Below are 26,709 nucleotides of genomic sequence, written 5' to 3'. Positions count from 1 at the left end.
CTTGCACCTCATATCCGCCGTACAAGTGCCTCGACCGCCGATCGGATCGGCGGGCTGCAGCTTATGTCAAAGGCCATTGTCAGCAATCATGAGAGGTGGGGCAGCGCTCGCGATTAGGGGTTTGATTCCGCATGCCCCTATGCACAAATTTCATAAATGCCGCGGGGCGGCCATTCGGGGGAGCACGGTTACGCGCGCTGCGGCCAGGCTCGAGGCGCGTCTCGGCATGCGCTTTGACGCCGCCTTACTGGCCGGCCTTCAATTTACTGGTTGAGCGACTGCGATATCGGGCTGAGGACTGGTCACAGTTCATCAAGAGACCGCGGCGTGCCGGAGCTCCGTCTCAGAGAATCTCGGTCTTGGCGATGTGGATGCCAAAGCCTTCGAGGCCGACATAATGGCGCTCGCGCGAGGCGATCAGATTGATCGAGGAAATGCCGAGATCCTTGAGGATTTGCGCGCCGAGGCCGATCTCGCGCCATTCGTTTTCGCGGCGGCGCGCCTCTTCATGGTCCTCGCGGTCGCCGGCAGCCGGCCGCTTGCGCTCCTGATGGGCGACGCCGACCGAGCCTTCGCGCAGATAGACGATAACGCCGCGCTTGCGCTCGCCCATCGCCTTCATGATGGCGTCCAGACCGTGGCTGGTGCCGAAGACGTCACTGACCACGTCCTCGGAATGAAGGCGCACCGGCACCTCGACGCCGTCGCGGATATCGCCGAAGACGACCGCCACATGATGCATGGAGTCCCAGGGCAGCGTGTAGGTGAAGACCTGTGCCTTGCCGCCGGGCGTCTCGATATCGGAACAGGCGACGCGCTCGACCAGCGTTTCCTTGCGTTGCCGGTAGGCGATGAGGTCGGCGACCGAGATCTGCTTCAGGCCGTTCCTTTCGGCGAAGGCTTGCACCTGCGGGCCGCGCATGACGGTGCCGTCATCATTGACCAGCTCGGAAATGACGCCGACCGGCGGCAGGCCGGCGAGCTTGCAGAGGTCGACCGCGGCTTCGGTATGGCCCGAACGCATCAGCACGCCGCCTTCACGCGCGATCAGCGGAAAGATGTGGCCGGGGCGGACGAAATCGGAAGCGCCAACATTGCCATTGGCGAGATTGCGCACCGTCAGCGTGCGGTCGTCCGCCGAAATGCCGGTCGTGGTGCCGTGCTTGAAGTCGACACTGACGGTGAAGGCGGTGGTGTGGGCCGAATCATTGTCGGCGACCATCGGCGACAGGTTGAGCCGCTTTGCTTCCTCGCGCGGCATCGGCGTGCAGACGATACCTGACGTGTTGCGAACGATGAACGCCATTTTTTCCGGCGTGCAATGGACCGCGGCGACGATCAGGTCGCCCTCGTTCTCGCGGCCGTCATCGTCCATGACGACGACGATCTCGCCGCGCTCGAAGGCGCGCAGGGCTTCAACGATCTTCTTCTGGTCGTAAGGCATAGGCGCTCGTTTCACTCGTAGGGGAATAGGGCAGTAAGGCAGTAAGGGAGTAGGGAAAAGCGAAATTGCTGTCGCGAGAGCTGCGTAACATATTCCCCTACTCCCCTACTCCCTCCCTGTCTGTCCCCGATGACGCAGATAATGATCGGCAATCGCGCAGGCAACCATCGCCTCGCCGATCGGCACGGCGCGGATGCCGACGCATGGATCGTGCCGGCCTTTGGTCATGATCTCAACGTCGTTGCCGTCCTTGTCGATCGACTTTCGCGGCGTCAGGATCGACGAGGTCGGCTTGACCGCGAAACGCGCGACGATCGCCTGGCCGGTCGAGATGCCGCCGAGGATGCCGCCGGCATTGTTGGACAGGAAGACCGGCTTGCCGTCATTGCCCATGCGCATCTCATCGGCATTCTCCTCGCCGGTGACGCGGGCGGCCTCGAAACCGTTGCCGATCTCGACGCCCTTGACGGCGTTGATAGACATCAGGCCCGAGGCGATGTCCTGGTCGAGCTTGGCATAGATCGGCGCACCAAGCCCCGCCGGCACGCCGTCGGCGACGATCTCGATGACCGCACCGACCGAGGAGCCCGCCTTGCGGATGCCGTCCAGATATTTGGTGAAGACGGCGACCGACGCCGGGTCGGGAGTGAAGAACGGGTTTTCGGCGTCGCCGACGAAATTCCAGTTCCAATTGGCGCGATCGATCGATTTTTCGCCCATCGAGACCAGCGCGCCGCGCACCACCATTCCTGGCACGACCTTGCGGGCAAGCGCCCCGGCGGCCACCCGCGCCGCCGTCTCACGCGCCGAGGAGCGGCCGCCGCCGCGGTAATCGCGCAGGCCGTATTTGACCTCGTAAGTGTAGTCGGCATGGCCCGGCCGGAACTGGCGGGCGATGTCGCCATAGTCTTTCGAGCGCTGGTCGACATTCTCGATCAGCATCGACACCGGCGTGCCGGTGGTGATCATCGTCTCGCCGTCCTCATCGAGGATGAAGCCGGACAGGACCTTGACCTCATCCGGTTCGCGACGTTGCGTCACAAAACGTGACTGGCCGGGGCGGCGCTTGTCGAGCTCGGCCTGGATCTCGTCGCGGCTGAAGCGGATGCCGGGCGGACAGCCGTCGACGACGCAGCCCAGCGCCGGCCCGTGGCTTTCCCCCCAGGTGGTGACGCGGAAAAGATGGCCGTACGTGTTGTGCGACATGGAACCAGCCCTGCCGGCGTCGGAGCCGGCCCAGCGCATGACCCCGAAAATCGGAGCGATTTTCGGAAAGGATCATGCACAAAATCAAAAGTGCTACAGCGTCCTTTGCGCGTCCAGGAGGACGCGCGGCGCTGTAACCTGCCTTCTATTGGCGTTTTCCACAGTGGTCAAACTGTGATCCGGCGGATTTAGTTTTGACACATTCGATTGGTTTCTGCTCAGTTCCGTTCCGTTGGACCGAGCCGCTGTACCGGCAATGATTAAAGAGGACGATGATGCGTATCCTGATTGGCGCTGTTGCCGCCACGCTGTTGATTTCCACCGCCGCCTTCGCCGGCCAGACCGAAGGCCTGATCAAGAAGGTCGACAAGGATGCGCTGACGCTGACGCTGGACGACGGCAAGTCCTACAAGCTGAACGCCGAAACCGACCTCGATGCGCTGAAGCCAGGCATGGACATCGTCCTCGCCTATGACGTGACCAATGGCGAGAACGTCGTCACCGACATGGAACTGCCGGACACCGGATCGACCGAATAGGGCGCGTCGATATTCAGCTGATGCCGGCCTGACCTGATCTCAACATACGTCACCGGTCTCAAAGCCACTCCAGGCGCCGGCCGTCCAGTCTGAGCACGCGGTCCTGCGGCACGTCCATGCTGACCGCATCTTGTTCGGACATCCTCAGCACCAAGCGGAACATTACGCGCATGACGCCACCATGGGTCACGCAGACCGTCTGGCGATCGAGCGCGTCGAACCACGGCTTCACCCGTTCGAGCAGCATCTGATAGCTTTCGGCGCCCTCGCCGGGCGGCTGGAAATTCCATTTATCGAGCCGGCGGCGCCTGGTCGAACCGGGATTGTTCGCCTCGAGTTCGGCAAAGGTGAAACCCTGCCAGTCGCCAAAGCTCAATTCCACGAGCAGCGGCTCGGTACGATAGGCGTGCGGATCGAGCTTCATCGCCGCGCGCAGGCGCTCCATCGTCTCGCGCGTGCGCCGCATCGGGCTGGCGACAAAGTCGAAATCTTCGGGCTTGTCGATGAGTTCGGCCAGCCTGCGCCCGTTGCGGCTAGCCTGCTCGCGGCCAAGCTCGTTGAGGTCGGTATCGGCCTGCCCCTGCAGCCGGGCCTCGGCGTTCCACGCCGTCTGGCCGTGGCGCACGATATAGACGAGCGGGTACATCAGGTCTTCCGGAAGAGGTCAGGCGGTGGCGTCAGTCTTTGACGGTCGAAATATCCGGCGCGTCGACCGCCTTCATACCGACGACATGATAGCCGGAATCGACATGATGGATCTCGCCGGTGACGCCGCGCGAAAGGTCGGACAGGAAATAGACGCCGGAATCGCCGACCTCCTCCTGCGTGACCGTCTGCTTCAACGGCGAATTGTATTCGTTCCACTTCAGGATATAGCGGAAATCGCCGATGCCGGATGCGGCAAGCGTCTTGATCGGGCCGGCGGAGATGGCGTTGACGCGGATCTTCTTGGCGCCGAGATCGACGGCCAGATAGCGCACGCTGGCCTCGAGTGCCGCCTTGGCGACACCCATGACGTTGTAGTGCGGCATCACCTTTTCCGCGCCGTAATAGGTAAGCGTCAGCAGCGAGCCACCATCGGTCATCAGCGCCTCGGCACGTTTGGCGATGGTGGTGAAGGAATAGACCGAAATATCCATGGTGCGCAGGAAATTGTCGCGCGTCGTTTCTACATAGCGGCCGGTCAGTTCGTCCTTGTCGGAAAAGGCGATGGCGTGGACCAGGAAATCGAGCTTGCCCCAATGGCTGGCGATGTCGGCGAACACCGCATCGAGGCTGGTCGGATCGGTCACGTCGCAATGGCCCGCGACATGCGCGCCCAGTTCCGCCGCGAGCGGCTCGACGCGTTTCTTGAACGCCTCGCCCTGATAGGTCAGCGCGATCTCGGCGCCGTGATCGACACAGGCCTTGGCGATGCCGTAAGCAATCGAGCGATTGTTGGCGATGCCAAGGATAAGGCCGCGCTTGCCGGCCATAAGGCCCCGTCCACCCGCCATGTCAGCGCTCTCCGCAAGGTTGTCTGCTTTGTGGAGTGCCTATCGCACAGCCACAGTGCCCCTTCAAGCGTTCAAAGCGGACAGTTCGGGGGACAAAGCGGTTGCTCAACAGAGCCGCGCGTCCTTTTGGACGTGCAAAGGACGCTGTAGCGCTTTGACCTTGCGGTCGTGGCCAGTGGAAAAATCCGACACTGGTATCGGTGTGGCACGGGGGAAGATGACCCTTTGGCGGAAGTTCTTTGGCCAGTGGCCGAAGTCACTCTCATGACCCCAAGCCGACTTCCATACTTTGGGCCGTGGGCGACCGCTTTGCGCCTAATCTCGGCCATTCAAGTTAGCTCGGCCATTGCCTTAAACCGGACATTATAGGCGCCGGCATTCGAAACCCTTCACAATAGCCGTCATTCCGGAAGCTTCTTAGAAGCGGCCACTTAAGATTAGGCGTCGCCTATTGCAGTCCGATGCGTCCCGTAGCCGACGAAAACGCGGATAAGAAGCTAAACCGCGCTGGAGATCACGTCGAAGCGGTCTAACCTCCGCCTGGACAGGCTCCTGATAAACAGTCCACGCACCGCCGGTATCCCGGCAGCGCCTGGGAAAATTTTAGCCACTGCTCGGTCAGGAAGACGCAGGTGTTCCGTCAGCACGCCCTTTATGATCGATCGTACGTCCGTCGTAGCAGCCAAGTCTGTTCCGCCATGAAGCAGGTCTCGAGCAAGACCGGGCCACCGATTGCCTACTCGCCCGCCGGCAACGGCGCCACCCATTAACAATGTGACACTCGCGGCCCCGTGATCAGTGCCGCCGTCGGTGTTGGGCACTACGGAACGGCCGAACTCCGTGACCACCAGCACCGCCGTCCTGTTCCAGGCAGGCCCGGACGCTTGGGCAAATGCAATGAGACCCCGCGCCAGCCCATTCAAACTCCGCGCCAGCCTTCCGAAGTCCGCTCCCTGCGCCACATGCGTGTCGAAGCCGGCCACCTCGAGCATCGCGATCCGCGGTCCGCCGGTAGCTGACAGGGCAAGAGCCGCGCTCCTGGCCGCGTCGCCGAAGCGAACCGCGTCGCATGCGGCATGTTGTTCCAGCAGGCTTTCGCTGCCCTTTCCGCCGGACGGCCAAGTGCCCTCGGCGCAGAGGCGGACGAGGTCGAGCCGAGGATTGGCCAGCGCAAGATCGGCCAGCATGTCCATCGATCGATCGGCCGGTCTGGCCTGCCACACCGCCTTCTGCCGGCGCGACAGTACAGACGAAGCCCGGTCGAGCCATCCGGCGCTGCCGCCGTCGATATCGCCGTCGAACAGCGCCGCCTGGGCGGCCGCGTGGGACCGGCCCGCATCCGGAATGGCGGTCGCGGGCACGATGAGCAACTCGCCGCACGAGTAGTAGGGCAGGAGTGGCCCGAGCGCCGGATGAAGTGCGAAGAACCCGTCGAGCTTGAGCATCTCGGCGACGCCGGAGTTCGGGAAAGGCACGAGGGGCCCGCGCGCCGAGGCAAAATGCGGATCGCCGTAGGGCGGCACGGCAGCTAATGCATCGAGTCCGCCGCGCACGTGGACGAGCAGAAGGCGAGGATCTTCGTCCACAAGCGAGGCACCGGCCAGACGCACGCTACCGAACGCGGACGCCAAGGCCAAACCTTGCAGCGCTGCTCTTCGGGTCAGTTGCATTTAGGCTCGTCCGAACTTGGGTTCACCGGCGTACCCGCGGTCATATACCCTACCAGATCCGTATTCGGGATAAGACTTCCCGTTATCAGAGCCTTGTTCGTCGGCTGCGCGTTGCGAACCAAAAGGCCGGCAAGTGCCGGGGCTGCGAAAGATGTGCCCGAACAGATGTTCCTCCGGAGCTTGCCGCTCTTTCGGCTCTTCCACAGTGACAGGACATTGACGCCCGGTTCGGAATAGGACGCGCCGAACGCCCCCCCGCGCCATAGCGTGTCGCACCAGGCGTTGCTGATGCCTTGGCATTTCCCAGGAGTTGCCACCTGAATATATTCGCTGTTGGAAGCCGACGCGCTGTATATCGCTCCCACCTTGTTTCCTGTCGTCACAGGCGAAAAATAAGTCGCTGCATTGGCCGGGAAATAAGACTGTACCCAAGGGCCCTCTTCGTCTTCCCGGGGATTGCCCGCCGCTACGACAACGCGCACCTGGCGGTCGGCGATCTGATAAAGAAGGGCGTCGAGAAATTTAAGATCTTGCAGCGTGCTTCCGCGTCTGGTGCTCTCCAGATATAATGCACCCCAACTCACGTTCAGAATATCCCCAGCGACCGCGTTGTCCCGAACATGGCGAAGGGCGAGAAGAGGCGGGCCGATAATTTCGGTCTTCAGCTTACTGAAGGCCTTTACGATCTTGAGCGGGGCGTCGGGGCTTACACCAACCAGACCTACATACTGGTTGCCCTGCTGGACACGCTTTCCGCCGATAACTGCTGCCACCATCGTCCCGTGCCCTACCGTGTCGTCGAGGCTCGACACGGTCTGGCATGGGCTGCTCGTGCAATCGATGGCTTCCTGAACCTTGAGGAGCCCCGCGGTGACAACGCTCCAATCCACTCCGCTGTCGATGATCCACACGGTGGGCGATCCTGAAGCCACCGCCTGTGGTGACCCGACGACCCTGCAGACGCTGGGAGGGACAATGTCCGCAGTCGGCGAGGTGCCCAGGAGTTCCGGCCCCTCGCAGGTGGCCCCATCGAACAGGTTCACCACGAAAGGATCCGGCTCCTCATATCCCCTGGAGCGCAGCTCTTTGATCTCGCTCTCGGAAAAGGTCCCCGTCACGATGCTGATACCGATATCCGGCATATCCACCGCTTCCAGCTTGCCCTTGCCTGCGATGAACTTGTTCAGCGCGCCGATATCCCTGCGTAACTCCTCCGCCCTGGCGATGTCGACGATGAAAGTCTTTTCGATGTTACCGCTGTCGGTGAAGCCCTCCTGGCTTGACGCTTCCGGTCTCACTGTTCCGACAGCGGCGAGGAGACAGCCGATCAACAGCACACGAAGTTGAGCAAGTATCATTCGTGCATCCTCCGGCTGTCGTTACTGATACCGCGAGGATCAGAATGCTCCCAATACGGTTTTCTGTCCACGAAAACATTGAGTCGATGCGAGCATGCCGCCTGCGCACTGCTTGCGACAGATGCAAAATGCGTTTAGGCTATTTGCATTGACCTCGGAGGGGAGCCTCGGCGATGCCCAGGGCAGAATTGAAGCCAGGTCGGCAAGTCCAAGAGATCGGCGCAGCGATCGTAGGGGCCTGGCTCAAGCTTTTGCCGGCCTCGTCACGTATCCTGTCCATGGATTCAACAAATCCTCTAACAATTACCATTGATCGGCAGATTTTCGCCGTCGGTGATACTATAAGACTTCGCCCGGAAGCAGGCCGTGTTATCGGCGACATCAGGGTCCAGGCCACCGCCGCCGGAACAGCGCCACATTCGCAGACACTGACGATAGAAGATCTGAATGGGCAGCCCATAATCTACGGGGATGACCCTCTCGACGGGGGCGACGCGATCCCGGATGCTGCCGCCTATGCGGACCTGAAGCGTGATCTCAAGATGGTGCTGGAAGACATCGTGGAAGCGGGAGTGTCTGTCGAAGTTCACGTGGACGAACCGAACTTGATCAATGTGGTGGTGCCCCAGGTGCCGAGGGGGGTCCTGACCCGCGGCGATCTGATCGATTATCTCCACAACTATCACAAATATGCCCAGGGCCGGCACTACCATGACGAGCTCGCCACGGCCGTGCTCTTCGGCTGCAGATAGTCGCCAGTTCCTACTCGGGCAATCCCGCTTCCCGCATGCCGTTGAGCAGCGTGTTACGGTCTCCGTCCAGCTTGTAAGGTTCCTTGGTGGCGAACCGCAGCCCGGAGAACTCCGGTGCGCCACGCAGAACCAGATACGTGTAGCTCTTCGCCTCTTCGTTTCGGCCAAGCAGGGCGTTCGCTGCAGCCAGATAGACCTTAACCCAGGTCGGCATGGTGGACGAGCGGCCCAGATCGACGACTGCCTTATCCGGACGGTGGGCAATGAAATGGGCAAGACCGCGGAACGGCCAATACCATGAAGGCTCGTACAGCGGATCGAGCACTCGCGCCCGTTCGAACCAGTCCAAGGCACTTTGGGGCTCGCCGGCAAATGTTTGATAAGTCCCTTGGTAGGAGACCTGCTCGGGATCGTGCGGATTGAGTTCGAGCGCGCGTGTGTATAGCTGCGATGCGACGTCGAAATCACGACGGTGGAGGAGCACCCAGCCCAGTATGTTCAGGCAGACTGGATCGTTGGGGGAAAGCGCCACCGCTTTTTTGGCGATGTCATAAGCCTCGGCAAGCACCGCATCCGACGGCCCCATGTCGCGAAACCATTCAAGCTGTTTATAGTGGGCGAGCTTGGCGTGCGCGCGCCCGTAGGATGGATCGAGCTCGATCGCCCGCTGATACCACTGTCGAGCCTCCATTTCGGCCGCGATGTCGCCCAGGGGCAGGGCATTGCCCCGAAGCACGCACTCATAGGCCGCAAGATTGGCAGGTGGTTTACGCCGCGCCTTCTCGGCGCCTGCGGCCGTAAGACGGCCGATAACAGTCCCGACGATCTTTCCGATCAGTTCGTCCTGGACATCGAAGATGTCCTGCTCGTCCCCGTCGTAGCGCTCGGCCCACAAGCACTCACCCGAGGTTGCGTCGACCAGCTCGCATGTAATGCGCATTCGCTGGCCCATGCGGCGGATGCCGCCTTCGATGACGAAATCCACGCCGTTATCCGCGACCAGGTCCACATCCTTGAGCCGCGTCGACGTGTAATAGGACGCAACCGTAAGCTGAGTAAAGCGCGTCAGTTCCGTGACGATGTCTTCGGTGAAGCCGCCGCTGAAATAGGGTTGGACGTCGCCCGCGCTCTTGAACGGGCGAACGAGGATGAAGGGCTTGCTCGGACCAGCCAACTGTGCAGTCGATGCAGGTGGCAGCCCTTTGGGCTTGTGGAACAACGAGTATACGGGAATCGGGCGCGGAATGTTCTTGAGATGCTGTTCGCCGCAATATTCAAACGGAAGATGAATTTTGTCGCGAACTTCGTCGTGCACCTTTCCGGAAAGGCAGATGCCGCCCGGGCTGGCGAACTGTTCCAGGCGCGCGGCTATGTTGACGGTATCTCCAAACACATCGCCATCGGTATCGACAATGATATCACCGAAGTTGATCCCAATTCGGAGAAAAATTTCCTGGCTGGCCTTCCCCGAAGACTGACCGACAAGCAGTTCCTGGACTTCCACTGCTGACCGCACGGCTCCGAAAGCGCTTGGGAACTCGGCGAGCATCCCGTCTCCGGTCGTTCTCACAACCCGTCCCCGGTGCTGCGTGATCCTAGGCTCTATGTCGTCCTGCATGAGATGCTTGACGAGCGCAAAGGTGCGCTCCTCGTCCCGGGCCATCAGCGACGAGTAACCGACCACGTCAGCAGCCAAGATAGCCGTCAGACGTCGCTGAAGATTGCTGTCGCCCGCGTTCATTCTTCCCCTCGGCGGGTTGTATTATGTTCGACGTTGGCTTGACGATATCAAAGTGTCTCGCAGGAGTTTGCATCATACTCCAGTGCGTGTCAGCGTGCGAATGAGCAATTGGTGCCGATAGTGTAGAGGATTGAACATGTGAGGGCCGTGCTTGGGTGAAGGGTCCATAATGCCGGAGCGGCAGGCGTCCGAGGCAGGGGCCGGCGGGTCAAGCCTGGTTTACGGCCCCATCGTGATCACCGATCCCACGCTCGGATGCCCGATCACGGTCGCGGTCGGTCCCGTACGAGGGGCCAGACCTTCTCGTTTTGCGTCAGGGTGGGGCAACACCACCCAGGAGGCGGCAACCGCCTGCGGGTATGAGGCCGATGAAACCTATTTCGCCCAGATGATCCCTCATGAGCGACTCTCACGCGCCCGCGCCGGCGAATTGCGCGGGCGCGTGATCGAGCCGCCTGCACTCACACTTTTCAGTGATGCGCAGTATTGCGAGCGGCTGCATTGGAACAAAAACGTCGATGATAGCCGCGCGGTCCCGATCCGCTGGCGCAGGTCGCAGCCGCTGGACTGGATCCGGAGCGATCCGCGCTTCAGCACGAGCGAGGCCTGGGTGCCTGCGGGATTGTGCTTTCTCGGGTATCCCAACGATGAGTCATCAGGTCTGCCCCCGGCGGACTCCAATGGTCTTGCGAGGGGAACGAGTATAGAGGACGCGGTCGTGCGCGGCTTCTGCGAAGTCGTGGAGCGCGATGCAACAGCCATATGGTGGTACAATCGGCTGGTTCTGCCTCGGATAGACCTGACTTCGCTGTCGGATGGACTGGCGTCCCAATACGCCGATTGGCTGCAGACGCAGTACCGCGAATTGCGGCTTCTCCTCCTGACGCTTGACCTGCCCATCCCCATTGTCGCTGCAATTTCTCATCACGTCGGGGGTGGCGCGATTGCGTTCGGATTCGCGGCCGGACGATCCATGTCGGAGGCGGCCCGGCGCGCGGTGGGGGAACTTGCAGAATGTGAGGCGAACCTTACCCTGCTCAAACGGAACGCCGATATGTCCGGCACGGCGGCCTTCACCCCCGGCGCGCTGCACCTCTATCGGTGGCACATGGACGAGAACATTCACCGCCGTCCTCACCTGTCAGGCAATTCAGCAGTTCAGGCCTCGTCAGCCGAGTTGCGACTGGATTGGAACTATTGCCTCGACATCTGCCGCGAGCAGGAACTTGAGATCTTTGCGGTCAACCTGACGCACAACGCCGAATCGCCTGTTGCACGGGTGTTTGTACCTGGACTTCGTCCTACCAAGCCCCGGTTGGGCGGCGGCAGGCTCTATGATGTTCCTGTGCGCCTAGGTTTGAAGCCATCAGTTCCCCAGGCCATCCACGAGGTTCCCTTTCCATTGTGATAAGAGCTCATCTAACCCGGAGCCGCCACCGAGACTTGGTTCACAAGATTGCCTAATCGCTCCGGAGACCAGGCAGGCAGGTATGCCGTCCCGCCGGAAGCCTAGGCCAGTCAGCAATGGGTCATGAACGCTGTTCTAGGCCAATGTCTATCGGGAAAAGAAGTCGGCTCAGGAACGTCCGCAACGGGTCCAGTTCACGTCGACGTGCGCAGGGCGCCTCAAGGTCCGCTTCTGACATTCCGAGCCTCGAAGCCGCAAGTCCGCTTCGGCCCAAACGCGACGTCCGAGTAGTGGTTCGGCGATAACGCTCCTGGCCCAATCAAGACGTTCCGTGCATCGCAGAAGCGTCCGTAAGTGGCGCTGGTTGCTCGTTTCCTGTCGATAATCGACGGCACGAAACCACTCACGCCCGCTTTTCACACACGGTATCAAGCGCCAGCGTTTTCGACCGTCAGCCCTTTCGACGGCGCATCAGCGCCTCGAGTTCGGCGTCGCCGCCTTCCGGCAGCATCAGCCGCACATGTGCGTAGAGGTCGCCGTGCCCGCCGGCTTTTTCCGGCAGGCCCCTGCCCTTCAGCCGCAGAACCTTGTCCGAACTCGACCAAGGGGGAACATTGACCGCAATCCTGCCGGTCGGAGTTTCGACCGCCACCTTGGCGCCATGCACCGCATCGGCCAGTTCCACCGGCAGGTCGACATGCAGGTCGCGGCCCTCGACGCGGTAGCGGGGGTGCCGGCGAAAGCGGATCTTGACCAGCGCATCGCCCGGCTGCCCCGGCCCTTGCTCACCCTGGCCTTTCAGGCGGATGGTCTGGCCGTCCTCGATATAGGCCGGCAACTTGACCGCCATCTTGCGGCCGTCAGGGAACATCGCCGTCACCTTCTCGGCGGTGGCGGCTTCCTCGATGGTGACGTCCAGCGTCACGTTGAGATCTGCGGCCGTCGGGGCCTGACGGCGGCCGCCCGTGCCGGCGCCGCGCTGCTGGGTGAAGGCATCGCCGAAGATCTGGCTGAAGATGTCGCTGTTGCCGTCGAACGGATCACCGCCGGGACGGCCCGTGCGGAATTCGAAATGAGCGCCGGCCGGCCCTTGCTGCTGGCGGAAACCGGCGAAAGGATCGGCACCGCCGGCCGCGCCTTCGAAACCCTGGAAACGCGGTTTGCCGTCGGCGTCGATCTCGCCGCGATCGAAAGCCGCCCGGTTCTTCTCGTCGCCGACGATCTCGTACGCCTGGTTGGCGGCGGCAAAACGGTCCTTCGCCTTGGGATCATCCGGATTCTGGTCTGGATGATGCTTCTTGGCGAGCTTCCGGTACGCCGATTTTATGTCCTTGGCCGATGCGTTCTTGGCAACGCCCAGCACCTCATAGGGGTCGCGCATGCTTCCTGCCCTGGAGACGGAGTGAGTCCATAGTCGCCTCCTATATGCGCTCGCATAGGAAGGAATTCCAGTGGCTTACCACCATGTTGCCGGCGGAAAATCAGAGCGCCTTGAAGTCCTGCAAGCGCCAGATGCTGCCGCCGGCCAGGCATATTTCGCCCTTGAACAGCGCGACGCCGTCGAAGCTTTCGCGTGACGCGGTGAAGCGGCGGCATGTCTCGCCGTTAGCCCTGAATTCCGCGAGCTCGGTAATGGAGCCGCGTGAGCCGGTGTCGGCATTCGCCCAGGGAACGGCCTGCCCGGCCAGTTGCTCGACGTCGGCGGAGGACACGGCGTTGCGGATCGTGGCCTGGTCGGAGGCGCGGTCCTGATCGAGCGGCGTGACTGAGGCCGGCGTGCTCGAGGTCAGCACCGAGCGGTCGACCTCCGCCTGCTCCAGGCTGAAGCCGCCGCCACAGGCGGCAAGCGGCAGGACGACTATCACGATCATTGCTTTGGCGCTGGCCGAAGCGATAACGCTCCATTGCCCACTGTCAAAAGCTTGCGCGATACGCGACAATCGGCAATCTCCCCAGCCGGCGACAAATTGGGAAAACTATGAGCGAAACTGGGTTAATAAGCGGTGACTTTACCGAGGCCGCGGAGCCGTTCCGGCTTTTTGCGGCGTGGCTCGACGACGCGACGAAGAGCGAGATCAACGACCCCAACAGCGTGGCGCTGGCGACGGTCGACGCCGAGGGCATGCCGAATGTGCGTATGGTGCTGCTCAAGGGGTTCGATGAGGGCGGCTTTGTCTTCTACACGAATTTCGAGAGCGCCAAGGGCCGCGAGATTCTGGGCAGCATGAAAGCGGCGATGTGCTTCCACTGGAAATCGCTGCGCCGGCAGGTGCGGGCGCGCGGCCCGGTGGAGATCGTCACCGACGCCGAAGCGGACGCCTATTACGCGACGCGTCCGCGCGGCAGCCGCATCGGCGCCTGGGCCTCCAAACAGTCACGGCCGCTGGAGAGCCGCTTCGCGCTGGAAAAGGCGGTCGCCGAATATACGGCGCGTCATGCGATCGGCGGCATCCCGCGGCCAAAACACTGGTCGGGCTTCCGCATCGTGCCGCAGACCATCGAGTTCTGGCACGACCGTCCGTTCCGGCTGCACGACCGTGTGGTGTTTTCGCGCAACGCCGAGGGCGGTTGGGACAAGGTGAGGCTTTATCCGTAGAGGACGATGGATGCTCCCCGGGGGTAACTTGACGAACCACCCTGGCTCACCAACAATCACAGCTGAGCCACACTAAAGCATGACCATGATCGCTTTTACCGTGCGGGTTCCGGAAGAAACCGCAGACAGGCTCGCCCTTGCTTGCCGAAAAGCTCCACCGCTCGCGCTCCGACGTGGCTGTGCGAGCCATCGAAGACTTTGTGGCCCCGTGAGGAATGGCAACTCGCCGAGATAGAGGCCGGGTTGGCGGAAGCCCAGCGCGGCGACTTTGCCAGTGACCGCGATGTAGCGGCTGTTTTCGGAAAATACGCCAAGCCCACCAGCCAGGCATGAGCCACAATAGAATCCCAAAGCAGCGGTGACAGAGATCTCCCACCTAGTGGGGACACCCCAGTGGGGAGATGTCCGGCCGGCGCGAAGGATCACTATAGAGCTGTAATTCTGCGCCGCTGCTAACCGCTCAAAATCACAGTGGCGATGGACTGGAGATCCCTCCGTTTCCACCCTCACTATCACGATCTCGTGTGCGTGAAACGTTCCAGCTTGCGGGGACGAACCATGAAAGGGGCTCAACGCGCCGCAGGCGCAAATTCAGGAGGACGCAATGCATTCACTCAGGTTGGTCACGATGGCCGGTCTCGTCGGCCTTTTTGCTTCGCAGGCCTTTGCGGAGGACGCGATGGGGACAATGACGATGATGAAGGGTGGGGAGGTCATGGCGATCATGCCCGATGGGCATATGGGCACCATGATGCCCGACTCGAAGATGAGCGCCGAGATGATGAAAATGGCGAAACCGATCAAGCATTGCATGATGTTGATGACCGACGCCAAAGGCAAGACATTCATGATCGATACGTCTTCGGCAAAGGCTCAGGCCGAATGTAAAAAAATGGCGATGTGACAAAGAAATCGTGGTGAGAACCCGCCGGCTGCTGCCGACGGGTCCACGATGGGATACAAGGCCAGAAGGTCTAGCCGGCTTTTTTCCTGGTCATGAAGGCGGTCAAGGCTGCGCGGGCCTCGTCGGACTTTAGCCGCTCGCGGAAATGCTCGCTCTCCTGGCCGATGCGGTCGACAAGGTCGTCGCGCGAGCCACGCATCAGATCGCGCGCAATCTTCAGGGCTTGCGGCGGTTTGGCCGCGATCTGGCCGGCGGCCGCCAACACCGATGCTTCGAGGGCCTCTTCCTCGACCATCTCGTAGATCAGCCCGGCGGCCTTCGCGCGCTCGGCCGAAAAGCCCTCGCCAAGGCCAAGCAGCGCGAAGGCGCCTTGCCGGCCGAGGATCTGCGGTGCGAGCAGGCTCGAACCTGCCTCTGGCACCAGGCCGAGATCGACGAAGGGTGTCCGGAACACCGTGCGCGGCGTGGCGAAGGTCAGGTCGCAATGCAGGTTGAGCGTGGTGCCGATGCCAACCGCAATGCCGTCGACGCCGGAAACCATCGGCTTTTCCACTTTGGCCAGCGCCATCAGGAAATCCCAGACTTCGGAGCCGCCGTCGCCGCCTAAGGCAACAACCATGAAATCGGCAAGGTCGTTGCCGGACGAAAAGGCGCCGGGCACGCCGAGAAAGACATGGACGCGGATCGCCGGATCGGCGTCGCCGCCGGTAAGAGCCGCCGACATGGTCGCGTACATAGCGCGGGTCAGCGCATTCTTCTTCTCCGGACGGTTGATGCGGATGATCTGGATGGCGCCCTGGCGCTCGACGAGGATGTGGTCTGTCACGGATCGATCCTTTGTGAATTTCGGCACGTTGCGAACGTCAGGCTGAAATCAGCGCCTTGCCGGCAACCGCGAGGCTTTCGGCGCCGCCGACGACGCGCTCCCTCAGGGCATCCACCTCGCCCAGCAGGTTCTCGGCGAAGAAGCGGCAAAGCGCGATGCGGCTTTGATCGGCAAGCGCGCCGCGCGCCAGATAGACGCCGCCCGCGGCAAGCGAGATCAGCCTGAGATAAGGTGTCGCGCCGGCCAGCGCCTCGTCCGAACGGCCTTGGTCGAGCAGGTCTTGCAGGAAACGGGTCGCCTGTGACAGGTCGTCGAGCGCCTGATCGAGGCGATCGGCGGTGCGGCCGAAGCCCTCAACATTCGACGTTCGCACCGCATTGGCGACGGCCTTGAGCTCGGCGATGTAGCCATGCACATGCTGACCGCCGCCAAGCGGCAGTTTGCGCATCACCAGATCGATCGCCTGGATGCCATTGGTGCCTTCGTAAATGGGCGCAATGCGCGCGTCGCGATAAAGTGCTGCGGCCCCTGTCTCCTCGATGAAACCCATGCCGCCATGCACCTGCAGGCCGAGCGAGGCGACCTCGACGCCGACATCGGTGGAAAACGCCTTGGCCAGCGGCGTCAAAAGATTGGCGCGCTCCTGCCAGTGCTTTGCATCTTCGCTCTCCGACGCGAGATCGATGGCGTGGGCGCAGGAATAGCAGATGGCGCGGGCAATCTGGGTCAGCGCCTTCATGGTCAGGAGACTGCGCTGTATGTCGGGGTGATGCACGATCGGCGCCATGCCGGCACCGCGATAGCTTGCCGCCTTGCCTTGCCGGCGATCATTGGCATAGGCGAGCGCGTTCTGCGTCGCCGCCTCGGCAACCGCGACGCCCTGAATGCCGACGGCAAGGCGCGCATTGTTCATCATGGTGAACATGCAGGCGAGGCCTTTGTTCTCCTCGCCGACCAGCCAGCCAATCGCGCCGGGCGTGGTGCCTTCGAACCCATCGCCATAGATCATCGTGCAGGTCGGCGAAGCGTGGATGCCCAATTTGTGCTCCAGCCCGGAGCAGAAGACGTCATTGCGCCCGCCCAGCGCGCCATCGTCGCCGACCAGGAATTTCGGCACCAGGAACAACGAAAGGCCGCGCGTGCCGGCCGGCGCGTCCGGCAGCCGCGCCAGCACCAGATGGATAATGTTGTCGGTGAAATCGTGCTCGCCATAGGTGATGAAGATCTTTTGCCCAAAGATGCGGTAGGTGCCGTCGCCGGCCGGCTCGGCACGGGCGCGCAACGCATTCAGGTCCGAGCCGGCCTGAGGCTCGGTCAGGTTCATCGTGCCCATCCACTGGCCGGAGACAAGCTTTTCCAGATATTTGGCTTTGAGCGCCTGCGAGCCATGCTTGTCGAGTGCTTCGACCGCGCCCATCGTCAGCGTCGGACCGATGCCGAATGCCATTGCAGCCGAGTTCCACATTTCGAGCGCGGCGACGCCGAGCATGGTCGGCAGTGCCTGGCCGCCATACGCTTCCGGCGCCGACAGGGCATTCCAGCCGCCGTCGATCCAGCGGCGATAAAGTTCCTTCCAGCCGGGTGGCGTCTTGACGGCAGCGCCGTTGAGCACCGCGCCTTGCTGGTCGCCGATCTTGTAGAGCGGCGCCACCTCCTCACCGGCGAAACGCCCGGCTTCCGCCAGAATGGCATCGACGAGGTCTTCGCCGAATTCGCCAAAAGTGCCGGCATCAAGCGCCGGCTTCAAGCCGGCGACATGCTTCAGCGTGAAGGCAATTTCCTCGACCGGTGCCCGATACATGCCGTTCGCTCCTCCTCAGTCCGGCCCTCCTCAGTCCGGCCCCCCGCAGTCCGGCAGGTCAACTTAAGACCCGTGCCGAGGCAAAACCATCTGCTTTCGGGCTTCCCTGTCCATGTTCTTTTTACGTAAACGTCAAACTTTGTCACGCAGATTTTGCAATTGCTGCGACGCAGGCTAAATTCGGCAAAGCCGGACACGTTCGACCGGCGGAATCAAGAATACCGGATCGGACCGCCCGTGCTCGCCAGACCTGACGCCTATCGCTGCATCGAATGCGGCCTGCCCTACCGGGCGGCCGGTTTTTGCTATCATGAAGGTAAGATCGAGAACGGCGCATCCTATTGGTCGGATCGCGGCATTCTGTGTTCGCCACAATGCTCGCTGGCCCATCATCGCAAGCGCGAGGCCGAGGGGACGCTGCCGCAAGTGCCGGCGCCCGACCCGTTTCAAATCCCCTCTCGCCATTGACGACGATCAAAACCATCGACGGAGAAGCTGTCCGAGCCGTGTCATCCGCGGGCCGCAGCCGAAAGCATTTCCTTAACCATGGCGGTTCAGGATTGGGCTTTGGCCAGCAAGGACCTGCTGTTTGAAAACGCCGGCGCACCCTCTTGTCCGCTCAGCGCTTCTCCTCGTCGCGGCCGTGACCTTGACGCTGACGCCGGCAAAGGCCTCGGATTTCTCCGAACCGTGGAAGGATGCCGACCGGGCACTGGTCGTCGACGCCTACGAATACAATTCCATCGACTGGGCAGAGCTTGCTACCGACAAGCGCCTTGTCGGCTTCATCAACAAGGCGTCCGACGGCATGCCGCCACCCTATTTCTGTTTCGGCGACGAGACCGAGGTACGGCTCTGCAAGACGCTTTGGAAGCGCCATGCGGTGGCGCGCGAGCTGTTCCAGACGCGCAAGGTCGTGGCCAAGGCGCTTGGCTTGAAATGGGGCGCCTATCACCTCGCCCGTCCCGGCAATCCGGTCGGCCAGGCCAATCATTTCATCGATTTCGCCGAACCCGGGCCGGACGACCTGCTTGCCCTCGACATCGAGGACGACGACCCGACGCAGTGGATGTCGCTCGACGACGCCGAGGAATTCGTCCGCCAGGTGCATCGGCGGCTTGGCCGCTTCCCGGTGCTCTACACCAATGGAACAACCGCCAGGCATATCGCCGACAACAAGTACAAATACCGGCTGCTGTCGCGGCTGCCGCTGTGGTACGCGCGCTACAAGCCCGACATCGACGTGCATTTTCCAATGGGCAATTGGCAAGGCTATGCGCTTTGGCAGTTTTCGGCGCGGGCAAATTGTGGCCGGTTCCGCTGTCCTTACAGGGTTGCGGGCACGCCCAACGACATCGACGTCAACGTCGCGCCGATGAACGCGACGGAATTGCTCGCGCAATGGCCGTTCGGCGGCCTGATCGACGTGCAGCCGGATTACCTCGCCTCGATACCGGTGCCGCTCTCACGCGAAGCCGGGCTCGCCGGCGGCGCCATCACTTATGCTAGCGTGACGCCAGCAAGCTTCGAGGAGATGGTCGCGGTATTCAGGGCGCGCCTGGCCAGGTTCAGCAGCGGCTTTCAAATGCCTGCGGCGAAGGCGGCGCTGAGCCTTCCGCGCGGGATTGCCGAATATGTTGCCTGGACGCGAAACGAAGAGCGCCTGGCATCGGTGTCTGGAATTGCCCCCACCGCCGATGCGGTCAGCAGCGTCTCGACCGGATTCGACCGCGGCCTGCGCTGAGGCTGAGGGCCGCCTGAAGCGTCAATTCGCCTGCTCGCGCGCCACCGCCAGCCAGCCAATGTCGCGGCGGCAAAAGCCTTGTGGCCAGTCGATCCGGTCGAGCGCGGCGTAAGCCTTCTTCTGCGCCTCGCCGACGGTGCGGCCGGTCGCCGTGACGTTGAGCACGCGGCCGCCATTGGCGACGAGTGCGCCGCCGTTGATGGCGGTGCCGGCATGAAATATCTCGACACCGTCACCTGCCGCCGCCTCGACGCCGCGAATGACCGAGCCCTTTTCCGGCGTGCCGGGATAACCCCTGGCTGCCATCACCACGGTTAGCGCCGCTTCGTCGCGCCAGCGCACCGAGGTGTGCGCCAGCTGGCCGTCGGCGGCGGCGTTGAGCAGGACCAGGAGATCGTCCTTCAGCCGCATCATCAGCACCTGGCATTCCGGGTCGCCGAAACGGGTGTTGTATTCGATCAGCTTCGGCCCCTTGTCAGTGATCATCAGCCCGGCAAACAGCACGCCGGAAAACGGTGCGCCTGTTTCAGCCATGCCGCGCATGGTCGGCTCGACGATCTCGCGCATGGTGCGGTCAATGATCTCCGGCGTCATTACCGGAGCCGGCGAATAGGCGCCCATGCCGCCGGTGTTGGGGCCGGTGTCACCGTCTCCGACGCGCTTGTGGTCCTGCGCGGTGCCGAAGGGCAGTGCGGTGGTGCCGTCGCAAAGGCAGAAGAAACTTGCCTCTTCGCCGGTGAGAAACTCCTCGACCACCACTTCCGCGCCGGCCTGGCCGAAGGAGCCGTCGAAACAGGCATCGAGCGCGGCCAGCGCCTCGTCAAGCATCATGGCGACGGTGACGCCCTTGCCGGCAGCGAGGCCGTCGGCCTTGATGACGATCGGCGCGCCCGCCTTCTCGACATAGGCCCTGGCCGAAGCCAGATCGCCGAAGCGGCCATAGGCGGCGGTCGGAATGCCATATCTGGCGCAAAGGTCCTTGGTAAAACCCTTCGAGCCTTCCAGCCGTGCCGCTGCCTTTGACGGGCCGAAGACGCGGATGCCCTCGGCGCGCAGATCGTCGGCAATGCCGGCGACCAGCGGCCCTTCCGGCCCGACCACGACGAGGTCTATTTCTTTCTCGCGGCAAAACCGGACCACCGCTGCGTGATCCGCAATATCGAGCCGCACCAGCTCGGCTTCGCGGCCGATGCCGGGATTGCCGGGGGCAGCGTAGAGTTTGGTCAGCAGCGGCGACGCCGCGATCTTCCATGCCAGCGCATGTTCTCGTCCGCCGGAGCCGATCAGCAAAACACGCATGCCCAGATTCCTCACCGTTCCACGATCAAGACTGCGCTATTGCGCCCCGCCCGACGGGTCAAGACATTTGGATGCTCCTGCGGCGATTGCGCGTGGCGAGCGTGCCGGGCATGCTTCACGCTTGACGGCATTCGCCTCTGCTGCCACTCCAGCAAAATGGAAACCGTCCAGTCGAAAGCGGCCCAGGGCCGCGTCGCCGATGCGCCGAGCGGCCACTGGGTCTATCGCGCGCTGCCGCGGGGATTGTGGCCCTATGCGCAGCTTGCCCGGTGGGACCGGCCGATCGGCTGGCAATTGCTGCTGTGGCCATGCTGGTGGTCGGCTGCACTTGCCGCGAGCGCCTATCCGCGCACTACGGATCCGCTGCTCTCGCTGCTGCCGGCGCCGTGGTATCTGCTGCTGTTTTTTCTTGGCGCGTTCGCCATGCGCGGTGCCGGTTGCACCTACAATGATTTGGTCGACGAGGATATCGACAATCAGGTGGAACGCACACGCTCACGGCCGCTGCCGGCCGGCAAGGTCACGCGCCGGCAGGCCTGGATATTTGTCGTCGTTCAGGCACTGGTCGGGCTCGCCGTGCTTTTGCAGTTCAACAGCTTCGCCATCCTGCTCGGCATCGGCTCGCTGGTCATCGTCGCGATCTACCCGTTCATGAAGCGATTTACCAACTGGCCGCAACTGGTTCTCGGCCTTGCTTTTTCCTGGGGTGCGCTGATGGGATGGGCGGTCGAGTTCTGCGATCTCGATGGCCCGGCCGTCATGCTCTATATCGGCTCGATCCTGTGGGTGATCGGCTACGACACGATCTATGCGCATCAGGACAAGGAAGACGATGCCATCGTCGGCGTGCGCTCGACCGCACGCCTGTTCGGCGACAATACCAAGGCCTGGCTCGTCGGGCTCTATGGCGGAGCGCTGGTCTGCTTCGCCATCGCCTTTGCCTCGGCGCAGGCACCGGTGCCGGCACTGGCCGGGCTGATCGCCGCCGGCGCCCATATGGCACGGCAGATTGCCGTGCTCGACATCGACGATCCGGACCAGTGCCTAAGGCTGTTCAGATCGAACAACCAGGTCGGCTGGCTGATCTTCCTCGGCCTGATCGGCGGCGCGGTCTGGGTGGCGCTGAAGCCGCTGGTGTAGCTATTCCCGCGAAATGAGCTCCTCGCCGCCGATGACCAGCCTGAGGCCGAGGTCGCCGGCGCGGCGGCGGGCCAGGAAGCGTGGGCGGCGCATGGTCGAGACGCGGCCCTTGCGGCGGTCCTGCGCCGGCAGCGCCTTGATGGCGGCGCCAAGCGATTCTTCCAGCGTGCGGGCAATGCCGTCGGCCTCGATCAGAAGCATCGGCAGGCGGTAGGCATCGGCCCAGGCGCGCCAGTCGGCGGCGACATCGTCGAGATCGTCGGCCACCAGCAGCGGCACCGACAGCATCGGGTCGTTGTGCAGAAGCTCAAGCGTCACTGTGACATTGCCATCCGGATCCTCCATCGCGCGGGCGGCGACGCCGCGAAATGCGTTGGCGGGCAGAGCGATGATCGCCGGCACGCCGCTCATCTCCAGCGTGCGGCGGATAACCGCGCCGCGCTGGTCGATGGTGAAGGTAACGTCGCCATAGTCGTCGCGCGTGGCGTAGCTCACCACCTGCGGCAGGCGGAATGGGTCGAGGCGCATATTGCGACCGGCCCAGACTGGCTTCAGTCCAGTGTTCATATCGTGCCTTTCCTGTTTCTCCTGAGAGCCGGTGTTTCCGGTTCTCCGGGCCGGTTTTCCCAGCCTCGTTGTGGAGAAACATTAGCGCGGGCTTCTTATCCCCGCGCTTAAGAAAGTCGGTTAAATTTTGCTGATCTGGGGCGGATGGTTATCGGAATGCGAACCGGCGCAAGCCAGCGAAAGGATCAGATAACCTTACCGGGATTCATAATGCCGGCCGGGTCGAAAGCGGCCTTCACTCTGCGCATCAGCTCGATCGCCATCGGCGGGGCCGTCGCGATCAATTCGTCCCGCTTCAACTGGCCGATGCCGTGCTCGGCCGAGATCGAGCCGTGAAACGAGCGCACAACGTCGTGCACGGCCTTGTTCATGGCGTGGTACAGACCGAGAAACGCCTCGTCATCGCCGCCGACCGGCCGTGATATGTTGTAGTGCAGGTTGCCGTCGCCCATATGGCCGAAGCAGACGACGCGTGCGCCGGGGCTGACCGATTGCACGGCGCCGGCGGCCTTTTCGATGAACGGCGGGATTGACGCCACCGGCACCGAGATGTCGTGTTTGATCGAGGCACCTTCCGGCTTCTGCGCCTCGGGCAGCACTTCGCGGAAATTCCAGAACGCGTCGCCCTGGGCAATGCTTGCCGCGATCACTGCATCGCCGACGATCCCTTGCTCGAGGCCTGCCGACAGCACCTCCTCGATCAGTGCCCTTGCATCCTCCGCCGAGCGCCCCGACGAGATCTGCATCAGCACATACCACGGCCAATCCCCGGTCAGGGGTCGCACCACGCCTTGCGCGTGGCGAAGCGTGAAGTCGTAAGGCCTCTGGGCGATCAGCTCGAAGGCGGTGAGAGCTGCTCCGGCGCGATCCATCGCCAGGCTGAACAGCGAGAGTGCCGCCTGCGGCGATGACAGGCCGGCAAACGCCACCTCGCGCCCCTTTGGCTTGGGGAAAAGCTTGAGCACGGCGGCGGTAATGATGCCGAGCGTGCCCTCCGCGCCGACGAACAGGTTCTTCAAATCGTAACCGGTATTGTCCTTTTTCAGCTTGCGCAGATCGTCGAAGACCTCGCCGGTCGGCAGCACCACTTCGACGCCGAGGCAGAGCTCACGCGTATTGCCATAGGCGAGCACGCCGGTGCCGCCGGCATTGGAAGAAAGATTGCCGCCGATCTGGCAGGACCCTTGCGCGGCAAGCGACAGCGGAAACAGCCGGTCGGCGGCGTCGGCCGCTTCCTGCAGCGTCTGCAGGATGACGCCGGTTTCGACCGTCACCGTGTTGGACAGGGTATCGATCTCGCGAATGCGGTTCAGCCGCGACAGCGACAGCACGATCTCGCGGCCGGAAGCGTCCGGCACCTGGGCGCCGACCAGCCCGGTGTTGCCGCTTTGCGGCACGATGGGCGTGCCCGTTTCGGTCGCCAGCCGCATGATGCGGCTAACCTCGTCAACGCTGCCCGGCCTCAGCACCAGCGCCGTCCTGCCGTGCCAAAGTCCGCGGCGCTCGGCGAGGTAAGGCGCGATGTCCTGCTGGTCGCGCAGCGCATATTTGTCGCCGACAATGGCTGCAAAGCGCTCGATGAGGGCGGGGTCGATATCCGGCGAAATGTCGTTCATGGGTGGAAACTATGGTGCTCGATCGATCTTGTCACGCGGGGCGGCGGCGCGCGAAAGCCGGTCGTTGATCGCCTCGCCCAGCCCGTCGAACGGGATCGGCTCGACGGCGATGGTTTTGGCACCGCTGGCATCGAGATCCTGCATGTAGGCAAAGAGATTGCTCGCCGCCTCACGCAGGTCGCCGGTCTCCGACAGGTTGCGCAGGGCGGCTGCATCGCGCCAGCCTTCGGCACGGCGGCGGCCGAAGGCCAGCAAGGCTTCGCCCGGTGCGACCTCCGCAGCATTGAGCCGCACTGCCGCACCTGGCGCATAGTGCGAGGCGAGCATGCCGGGCGCCTCGATGCCCGAAGCGCCGCGCAGCAACTTTGTCCCGGCCACTGCTTCGATCTCTTCGGCGGCAATCCCGCCCGGCCGCAGCAGCCGCAGCTTTCCAGCTTCGACCTTGACGATGGTCGATTCCAGCCCGACCGGCGCCGCGCCGCCGTCGACCACAAGCTTGATCCGGGGACCGAGATCGGCGGCCACGGCTTCGGCCGTCGTGGCGCTGATCCTGCCCGAGGAATTGGCGCTGGGCGCTGCCAGCGCGCGGCCGAACCTGGCGATCAGCTCGCCGCCAAAGCCTTTCGGCATGCGCAGCGCGATCGTTTCCAGGCCGGCGGTGACCAGCGGATGAATGCCGTTGCCGGGCCGTTGCGGCAGCACCAACGTCAGCGGCCCCGGCCAGAATGCCTGCGCCAATCTTTCCGACAGCGGGTCGAACAGCGCGATGCGCTCGGCCATCGCCGGATCGGCTATATGGGCGATCAGCGGGTTGAAGCGAGGTCGGCCCTTGGCTTCGAAGATACGAGCCACGGCAACGCCATTGGTCGCGTCGCCGGCCAGCCCATAAACGGTCTCGGTCGGGATGGCGACGACATCGCCGCTCTCGAGCAGCGCCAACGCCCTTTCCATCGCCTCGCCGACGGCACAAATTTCAGCCACTGTCGTCACCTCACGGATGCGGGTGCCTAATACGGCGACGCCGGCGGAGCAAGTCCGGGCGTCGGCGAATCGCAAATCGCTAAAATGCAATGTTTCCTCGCAAGCCGGCATCAATTGCCCTCGGCTAGGGTGCCGTCGTCTTGGGCAAGGGGAATTGTCATGCTTTCGGTGCGTATCCTTGGAGCGCTTGGTCTGGCGGCTATCACCAGCACGGCACAGGCTTCGTCGCTCGTTTTTCTCGGGCAAACGACGGCGACCCCCTCGGTGGTCAGTGCCGGCGCGCTCGAACGGGCGAAAACACCGTCGATCATCGCGTCCGGCGAGACGCTGCCCAACGTCGATGAAAACATCACCGATGAAAAGGTCGCGGCGATCCCGAGCCAGCCGAGCCATGGCTTCACCGGAAAGCCGATGATCATTCGCGGCGGTATCGTCGGCGATGCCTTTGCAACGCCCGCGCCCAAAGCCGCGCCGGCCACTGCTGCCGCGCCCGCCGCGGACAGCAAAGCCGATCCAAAGGTGGCAAGCCAAAATCCCGAGGCCGCAACACCGCAGCCTGCGCCGCTCCCCGCCGCCGACAAGCCCCAATAACGCCTGAAGAAACATTGGAGACCAGGGCCGCGCGAGTGCGCCGCCCTGGTTCCCTGGTTCACTGACTGAAGCGGAGTGAAGCGCCTGAAATCTCAGGCTGCTTCTTCTTCGTCCGTATCGTCGGCGTCGTCTGATTCTTCGTCGTCATCAGCGTCTTTTTCGCCGGCGCTTTCGGCCTTCACGCTGTCGTCGTCGTCTTCCTCGTCTTCTTCGTCGTCGTCCGAGAGGGTAGCCGACTTATCGTCTTCGGTACCTTCGTCGTCGGTGTCTTCGTCGTCGCCGTCCTCATCGTCCGACAGATCGGCGGCCTCGACCGCAACGGCAGCGGCCTTGTCGAGCGTCGTTTCGGAGGTGGGTTCAAGCGTCTCGGTCTCTTCTGTCACTTGGATGTCGTGAGCGGAATTCATGAAAGCCTCCGTGGGTTGGGAACATGTCCCTTTTGCCACGCAGAGATCATCGGCATATGACTGTAAGCCGGCTCGAATGGCCGGCAGCGATGATTTTTTCTCGGATGTCAGCCGGCTATCTTCGAGAAGTCCGCGACCCGGTCGGTCGCCGCACGGATGCGGGCGAGCAATGCCAGGCGATTGGCGCGCACGGCCTGGTCCTCGTCGTTTACGAGGACTTTCTCAAAGAATGAATCAACCGGCTCGCGCAACACGCTAAGCGCCAGCATGGCGGCGGAAAAGTCTTCGTTTTGAATTGCTTCGCCGGCTTGCCTCTCGGCCTGATTGACCGCCGCAAACAGCGATTTCTCGGCATCCTCGCGAAATAGAGCCGGCTCTACATGCTCGGCGATCGTCGTTTTCTTCTTCTCCTCGGCCGCCAGAATGTTCGCCGCGCGCTTGGTGCCGGCAAGCAGGTTCTTGCCGTCGTCGGTGTCAAGGAAGGAGCCGAGCGCCTCGACCCGGCGGACGATCTGGAGGAGATCGTCGTTGGACGAAGCCCCCTCATCCGGCCGCTTCGCGGCCACCTTCTCCCCGAGGGGAGAAGAGGTCGCCAACGCCGTCTCCCGCCTCTTCTCCCCAGC

General features: G+C 62.8%; 26 protein-coding genes and 1 pseudogene. 10 read left to right on the top strand and 17 right to left on the bottom strand.

Features of this window, described 5'->3' with window-relative positions; genetic code table 11:
* Positions 1-343: 343 nt before the first annotated feature.
* Both ribB and aroC read right to left on the bottom strand, forming a co-directional pair.
* A complete protein-coding gene (gene ribB / locus NKJ08_RS31390; protein ID WP_352526956.1) occupies positions 344-1,444 on the bottom strand; it encodes a 3,4-dihydroxy-2-butanone-4-phosphate synthase in 1,101 nt (366 codons plus the stop codon).
* A 105-nt stretch (positions 1,445-1,549) separates the two neighbouring features.
* A complete protein-coding gene (gene aroC, locus NKJ08_RS31385) occupies positions 1,550-2,650 on the bottom strand; it encodes a chorismate synthase (RefSeq protein WP_352526955.1) in 1,101 nt (366 codons plus the stop codon).
* Between the two features lie 275 nt (positions 2,651-2,925).
* Between aroC and NKJ08_RS31380 the strand changes: the two genes are divergently transcribed.
* The gene (locus tag NKJ08_RS31380) at positions 2,926-3,189 is read left to right on the top strand and encodes a DUF1344 domain-containing protein (protein WP_023716902.1); all 264 of its coding nucleotides are present in this window, start codon (positions 2,926-2,928) and stop codon (positions 3,187-3,189) included.
* A gap of 58 nt (positions 3,190-3,247) precedes the next feature.
* On the opposite strand, the gene NKJ08_RS31375 is transcribed toward NKJ08_RS31380, so the two are convergent.
* The 4 genes from NKJ08_RS31375 to NKJ08_RS31360 all read right to left on the bottom strand — a co-directional run bounded on the left by NKJ08_RS31375 (position 3,248) and on the right by NKJ08_RS31360 (position 7,713).
* Positions 3,248-3,835, bottom strand: coding sequence for a histidine phosphatase family protein (locus NKJ08_RS31375; RefSeq protein WP_254818433.1), 588 nt, complete (start codon positions 3,833-3,835; stop codon positions 3,248-3,250).
* Between the two features lie 31 nt (positions 3,836-3,866).
* A complete protein-coding gene (gene fabI / locus NKJ08_RS31370) occupies positions 3,867-4,685 on the bottom strand; it encodes an enoyl-ACP reductase FabI (RefSeq protein ID WP_352526954.1) in 819 nt (272 codons plus the stop codon).
* A 497-nt stretch (positions 4,686-5,182) separates the two neighbouring features.
* The gene (locus NKJ08_RS31365; protein ID WP_352532476.1) at positions 5,183-6,316 is read right to left on the bottom strand and encodes a DUF1501 domain-containing protein; all 1,134 of its coding nucleotides are present in this window, start codon (positions 6,314-6,316) and stop codon (positions 5,183-5,185) included.
* A 29-nt stretch (positions 6,317-6,345) separates the two neighbouring features.
* Positions 6,346-7,713 carry a S8 family serine peptidase gene (locus NKJ08_RS31360; RefSeq protein ID WP_352777870.1) on the bottom strand — a complete coding sequence of 456 codons (1,368 nt, stop codon included), beginning with the start codon at positions 7,711-7,713 and terminating at the stop codon, positions 6,346-6,348.
* Positions 7,714-7,886: 173 nt separating this feature from the next.
* Between NKJ08_RS31360 and NKJ08_RS31355 the strand changes: the two genes are divergently transcribed.
* Entirely contained in the window at positions 7,887-8,465 is a 579-nt protein-coding gene (locus NKJ08_RS31355; protein WP_352532472.1) for a hypothetical protein, read from the top strand.
* A gap of 10 nt (positions 8,466-8,475) precedes the next feature.
* On the opposite strand, the gene NKJ08_RS31350 is transcribed toward NKJ08_RS31355, so the two are convergent.
* Positions 8,476-10,206: an adenylate/guanylate cyclase domain-containing protein gene (locus NKJ08_RS31350; RefSeq protein ID WP_352532471.1), complete on the bottom strand. Its 1,731-nt coding sequence runs from the start codon at positions 10,204-10,206 to the stop codon at positions 8,476-8,478.
* A gap of 169 nt (positions 10,207-10,375) precedes the next feature.
* On the opposite strand from NKJ08_RS31350, the gene NKJ08_RS31345 reads away from it, so the two are divergent.
* Positions 10,376-11,614, top strand: a complete 1,239-nt coding sequence (locus tag NKJ08_RS31345) for a YcaO-like family protein (protein ID WP_352532469.1) — start codon at positions 10,376-10,378, stop codon at positions 11,612-11,614.
* Positions 11,615-12,065: 451 nt separating this feature from the next.
* On the opposite strand, the gene NKJ08_RS31340 is transcribed toward NKJ08_RS31345, so the two are convergent.
* Both NKJ08_RS31340 and NKJ08_RS31335 read right to left on the bottom strand, forming a co-directional pair.
* Positions 12,066-12,995 (bottom strand): DnaJ C-terminal domain-containing protein, encoded by a 930-nt coding sequence (locus tag NKJ08_RS31340; protein WP_352532467.1) that lies wholly within the window; start codon positions 12,993-12,995, stop codon positions 12,066-12,068.
* A 100-nt stretch (positions 12,996-13,095) separates the two neighbouring features.
* Positions 13,096-13,554, bottom strand: a complete 459-nt coding sequence (locus NKJ08_RS31335; RefSeq protein ID WP_352532465.1) for an RT0821/Lpp0805 family surface protein — start codon at positions 13,552-13,554, stop codon at positions 13,096-13,098.
* A gap of 38 nt (positions 13,555-13,592) precedes the next feature.
* On the opposite strand from NKJ08_RS31335, the gene pdxH reads away from it, so the two are divergent.
* From pdxH to NKJ08_RS31320, 3 genes and pseudogenes are all read left to right on the top strand, one after another.
* Positions 13,593-14,210 carry a pyridoxamine 5'-phosphate oxidase gene (gene pdxH / locus NKJ08_RS31330; RefSeq protein ID WP_352532463.1) on the top strand — a complete coding sequence of 206 codons (618 nt, stop codon included), beginning with the start codon at positions 13,593-13,595 and terminating at the stop codon, positions 14,208-14,210.
* Positions 14,211-14,295: 85 nt separating this feature from the next.
* Positions 14,296-14,543: pseudogene (locus NKJ08_RS31325) on the top strand (CopG family ribbon-helix-helix protein).
* A 295-nt stretch (positions 14,544-14,838) separates the two neighbouring features.
* Positions 14,839-15,114 carry a hypothetical protein gene (locus NKJ08_RS31320; RefSeq protein WP_352529228.1) on the top strand — a complete coding sequence of 92 codons (276 nt, stop codon included), beginning with the start codon at positions 14,839-14,841 and terminating at the stop codon, positions 15,112-15,114.
* A gap of 70 nt (positions 15,115-15,184) precedes the next feature.
* Here the strand turns inward: NKJ08_RS31320 and NKJ08_RS31315 are convergent, their stop codons facing one another.
* Together NKJ08_RS31315 and NKJ08_RS31310 are read right to left on the bottom strand one after the other, a co-directional pair.
* The gene (locus NKJ08_RS31315) at positions 15,185-15,940 is read right to left on the bottom strand and encodes a crotonase/enoyl-CoA hydratase family protein (protein ID WP_352529230.1); all 756 of its coding nucleotides are present in this window, start codon (positions 15,938-15,940) and stop codon (positions 15,185-15,187) included.
* Between the two features lie 37 nt (positions 15,941-15,977).
* Positions 15,978-17,741 carry an acyl-CoA dehydrogenase family protein gene (locus tag NKJ08_RS31310; protein ID WP_352529232.1) on the bottom strand — a complete coding sequence of 588 codons (1,764 nt, stop codon included), beginning with the start codon at positions 17,739-17,741 and terminating at the stop codon, positions 15,978-15,980.
* 237 nt (positions 17,742-17,978) lie between these two features.
* On the opposite strand from NKJ08_RS31310, the gene NKJ08_RS31305 reads away from it, so the two are divergent.
* Both NKJ08_RS31305 and NKJ08_RS31300 read left to right on the top strand, forming a co-directional pair.
* Positions 17,979-18,209 (top strand): hypothetical protein, encoded by a 231-nt coding sequence (locus NKJ08_RS31305; protein WP_352529234.1) that lies wholly within the window; start codon positions 17,979-17,981, stop codon positions 18,207-18,209.
* Positions 18,210-18,330: 121 nt separating this feature from the next.
* A complete protein-coding gene (locus NKJ08_RS31300; RefSeq protein WP_352529236.1) occupies positions 18,331-19,485 on the top strand; it encodes a glycoside hydrolase family 25 protein in 1,155 nt (384 codons plus the stop codon).
* 21 nt (positions 19,486-19,506) lie between these two features.
* Here NKJ08_RS31300 and purD read toward each other — a convergent pair whose 3' ends face one another.
* On the bottom strand, positions 19,507-20,784 hold the full coding sequence (gene purD / locus NKJ08_RS31295) for a phosphoribosylamine--glycine ligase (RefSeq protein ID WP_352779348.1): 1,278 nt from the start codon (positions 20,782-20,784) through the stop codon (positions 19,507-19,509).
* 156 nt (positions 20,785-20,940) lie between these two features.
* On the opposite strand from purD, the gene ubiA reads away from it, so the two are divergent.
* Complete coding sequence (gene ubiA / locus NKJ08_RS31290) at positions 20,941-21,924, top strand: 4-hydroxybenzoate octaprenyltransferase (protein WP_352784949.1); 984 nt, start codon at positions 20,941-20,943, stop codon at positions 21,922-21,924.
* On the opposite strand, the gene NKJ08_RS31285 is transcribed toward ubiA, so the two are convergent.
* From NKJ08_RS31285 to NKJ08_RS31275, 3 genes are all read right to left on the bottom strand, one after another.
* Positions 21,925-22,491 (bottom strand): DUF6101 family protein, encoded by a 567-nt coding sequence (locus tag NKJ08_RS31285; protein WP_023674094.1) that lies wholly within the window; start codon positions 22,489-22,491, stop codon positions 21,925-21,927.
* A gap of 185 nt (positions 22,492-22,676) precedes the next feature.
* Positions 22,677-24,107 carry an FAD-binding oxidoreductase gene (locus tag NKJ08_RS31280; protein ID WP_352529242.1) on the bottom strand — a complete coding sequence of 477 codons (1,431 nt, stop codon included), beginning with the start codon at positions 24,105-24,107 and terminating at the stop codon, positions 22,677-22,679.
* Between the two features lie 9 nt (positions 24,108-24,116).
* Positions 24,117-25,088 carry an L-threonylcarbamoyladenylate synthase gene (locus tag NKJ08_RS31275; protein ID WP_352529244.1) on the bottom strand — a complete coding sequence of 324 codons (972 nt, stop codon included), beginning with the start codon at positions 25,086-25,088 and terminating at the stop codon, positions 24,117-24,119.
* Positions 25,089-25,352: 264 nt separating this feature from the next.
* Here NKJ08_RS31275 and NKJ08_RS31270 point away from each other — a divergent pair, with 264 nt between their 5' ends.
* Positions 25,353-25,679, top strand: coding sequence for a hypothetical protein (locus tag NKJ08_RS31270; RefSeq protein WP_352529246.1), 327 nt, complete (start codon positions 25,353-25,355; stop codon positions 25,677-25,679).
* Positions 25,680-25,771: 92 nt separating this feature from the next.
* On the opposite strand, the gene NKJ08_RS31265 is transcribed toward NKJ08_RS31270, so the two are convergent.
* The gene (locus NKJ08_RS31265; protein ID WP_352529248.1) at positions 25,772-26,086 is read right to left on the bottom strand and encodes an ATPase; all 315 of its coding nucleotides are present in this window, start codon (positions 26,084-26,086) and stop codon (positions 25,772-25,774) included.
* A 107-nt stretch (positions 26,087-26,193) separates the two neighbouring features.
* The coding region (locus NKJ08_RS31260; RefSeq protein ID WP_352784945.1) for a DALR anticodon-binding domain-containing protein at positions 26,194-26,709 on the bottom strand (516 nt) is incomplete at its 5' end.

The organism is Mesorhizobium sp. M0244 (assembly GCF_040321795.1).
GTDB lineage: Bacteria > Pseudomonadota > Alphaproteobacteria > Rhizobiales > Rhizobiaceae > Mesorhizobium.
This window is presented reverse-complemented; position numbering and strand designations above follow the sequence as displayed.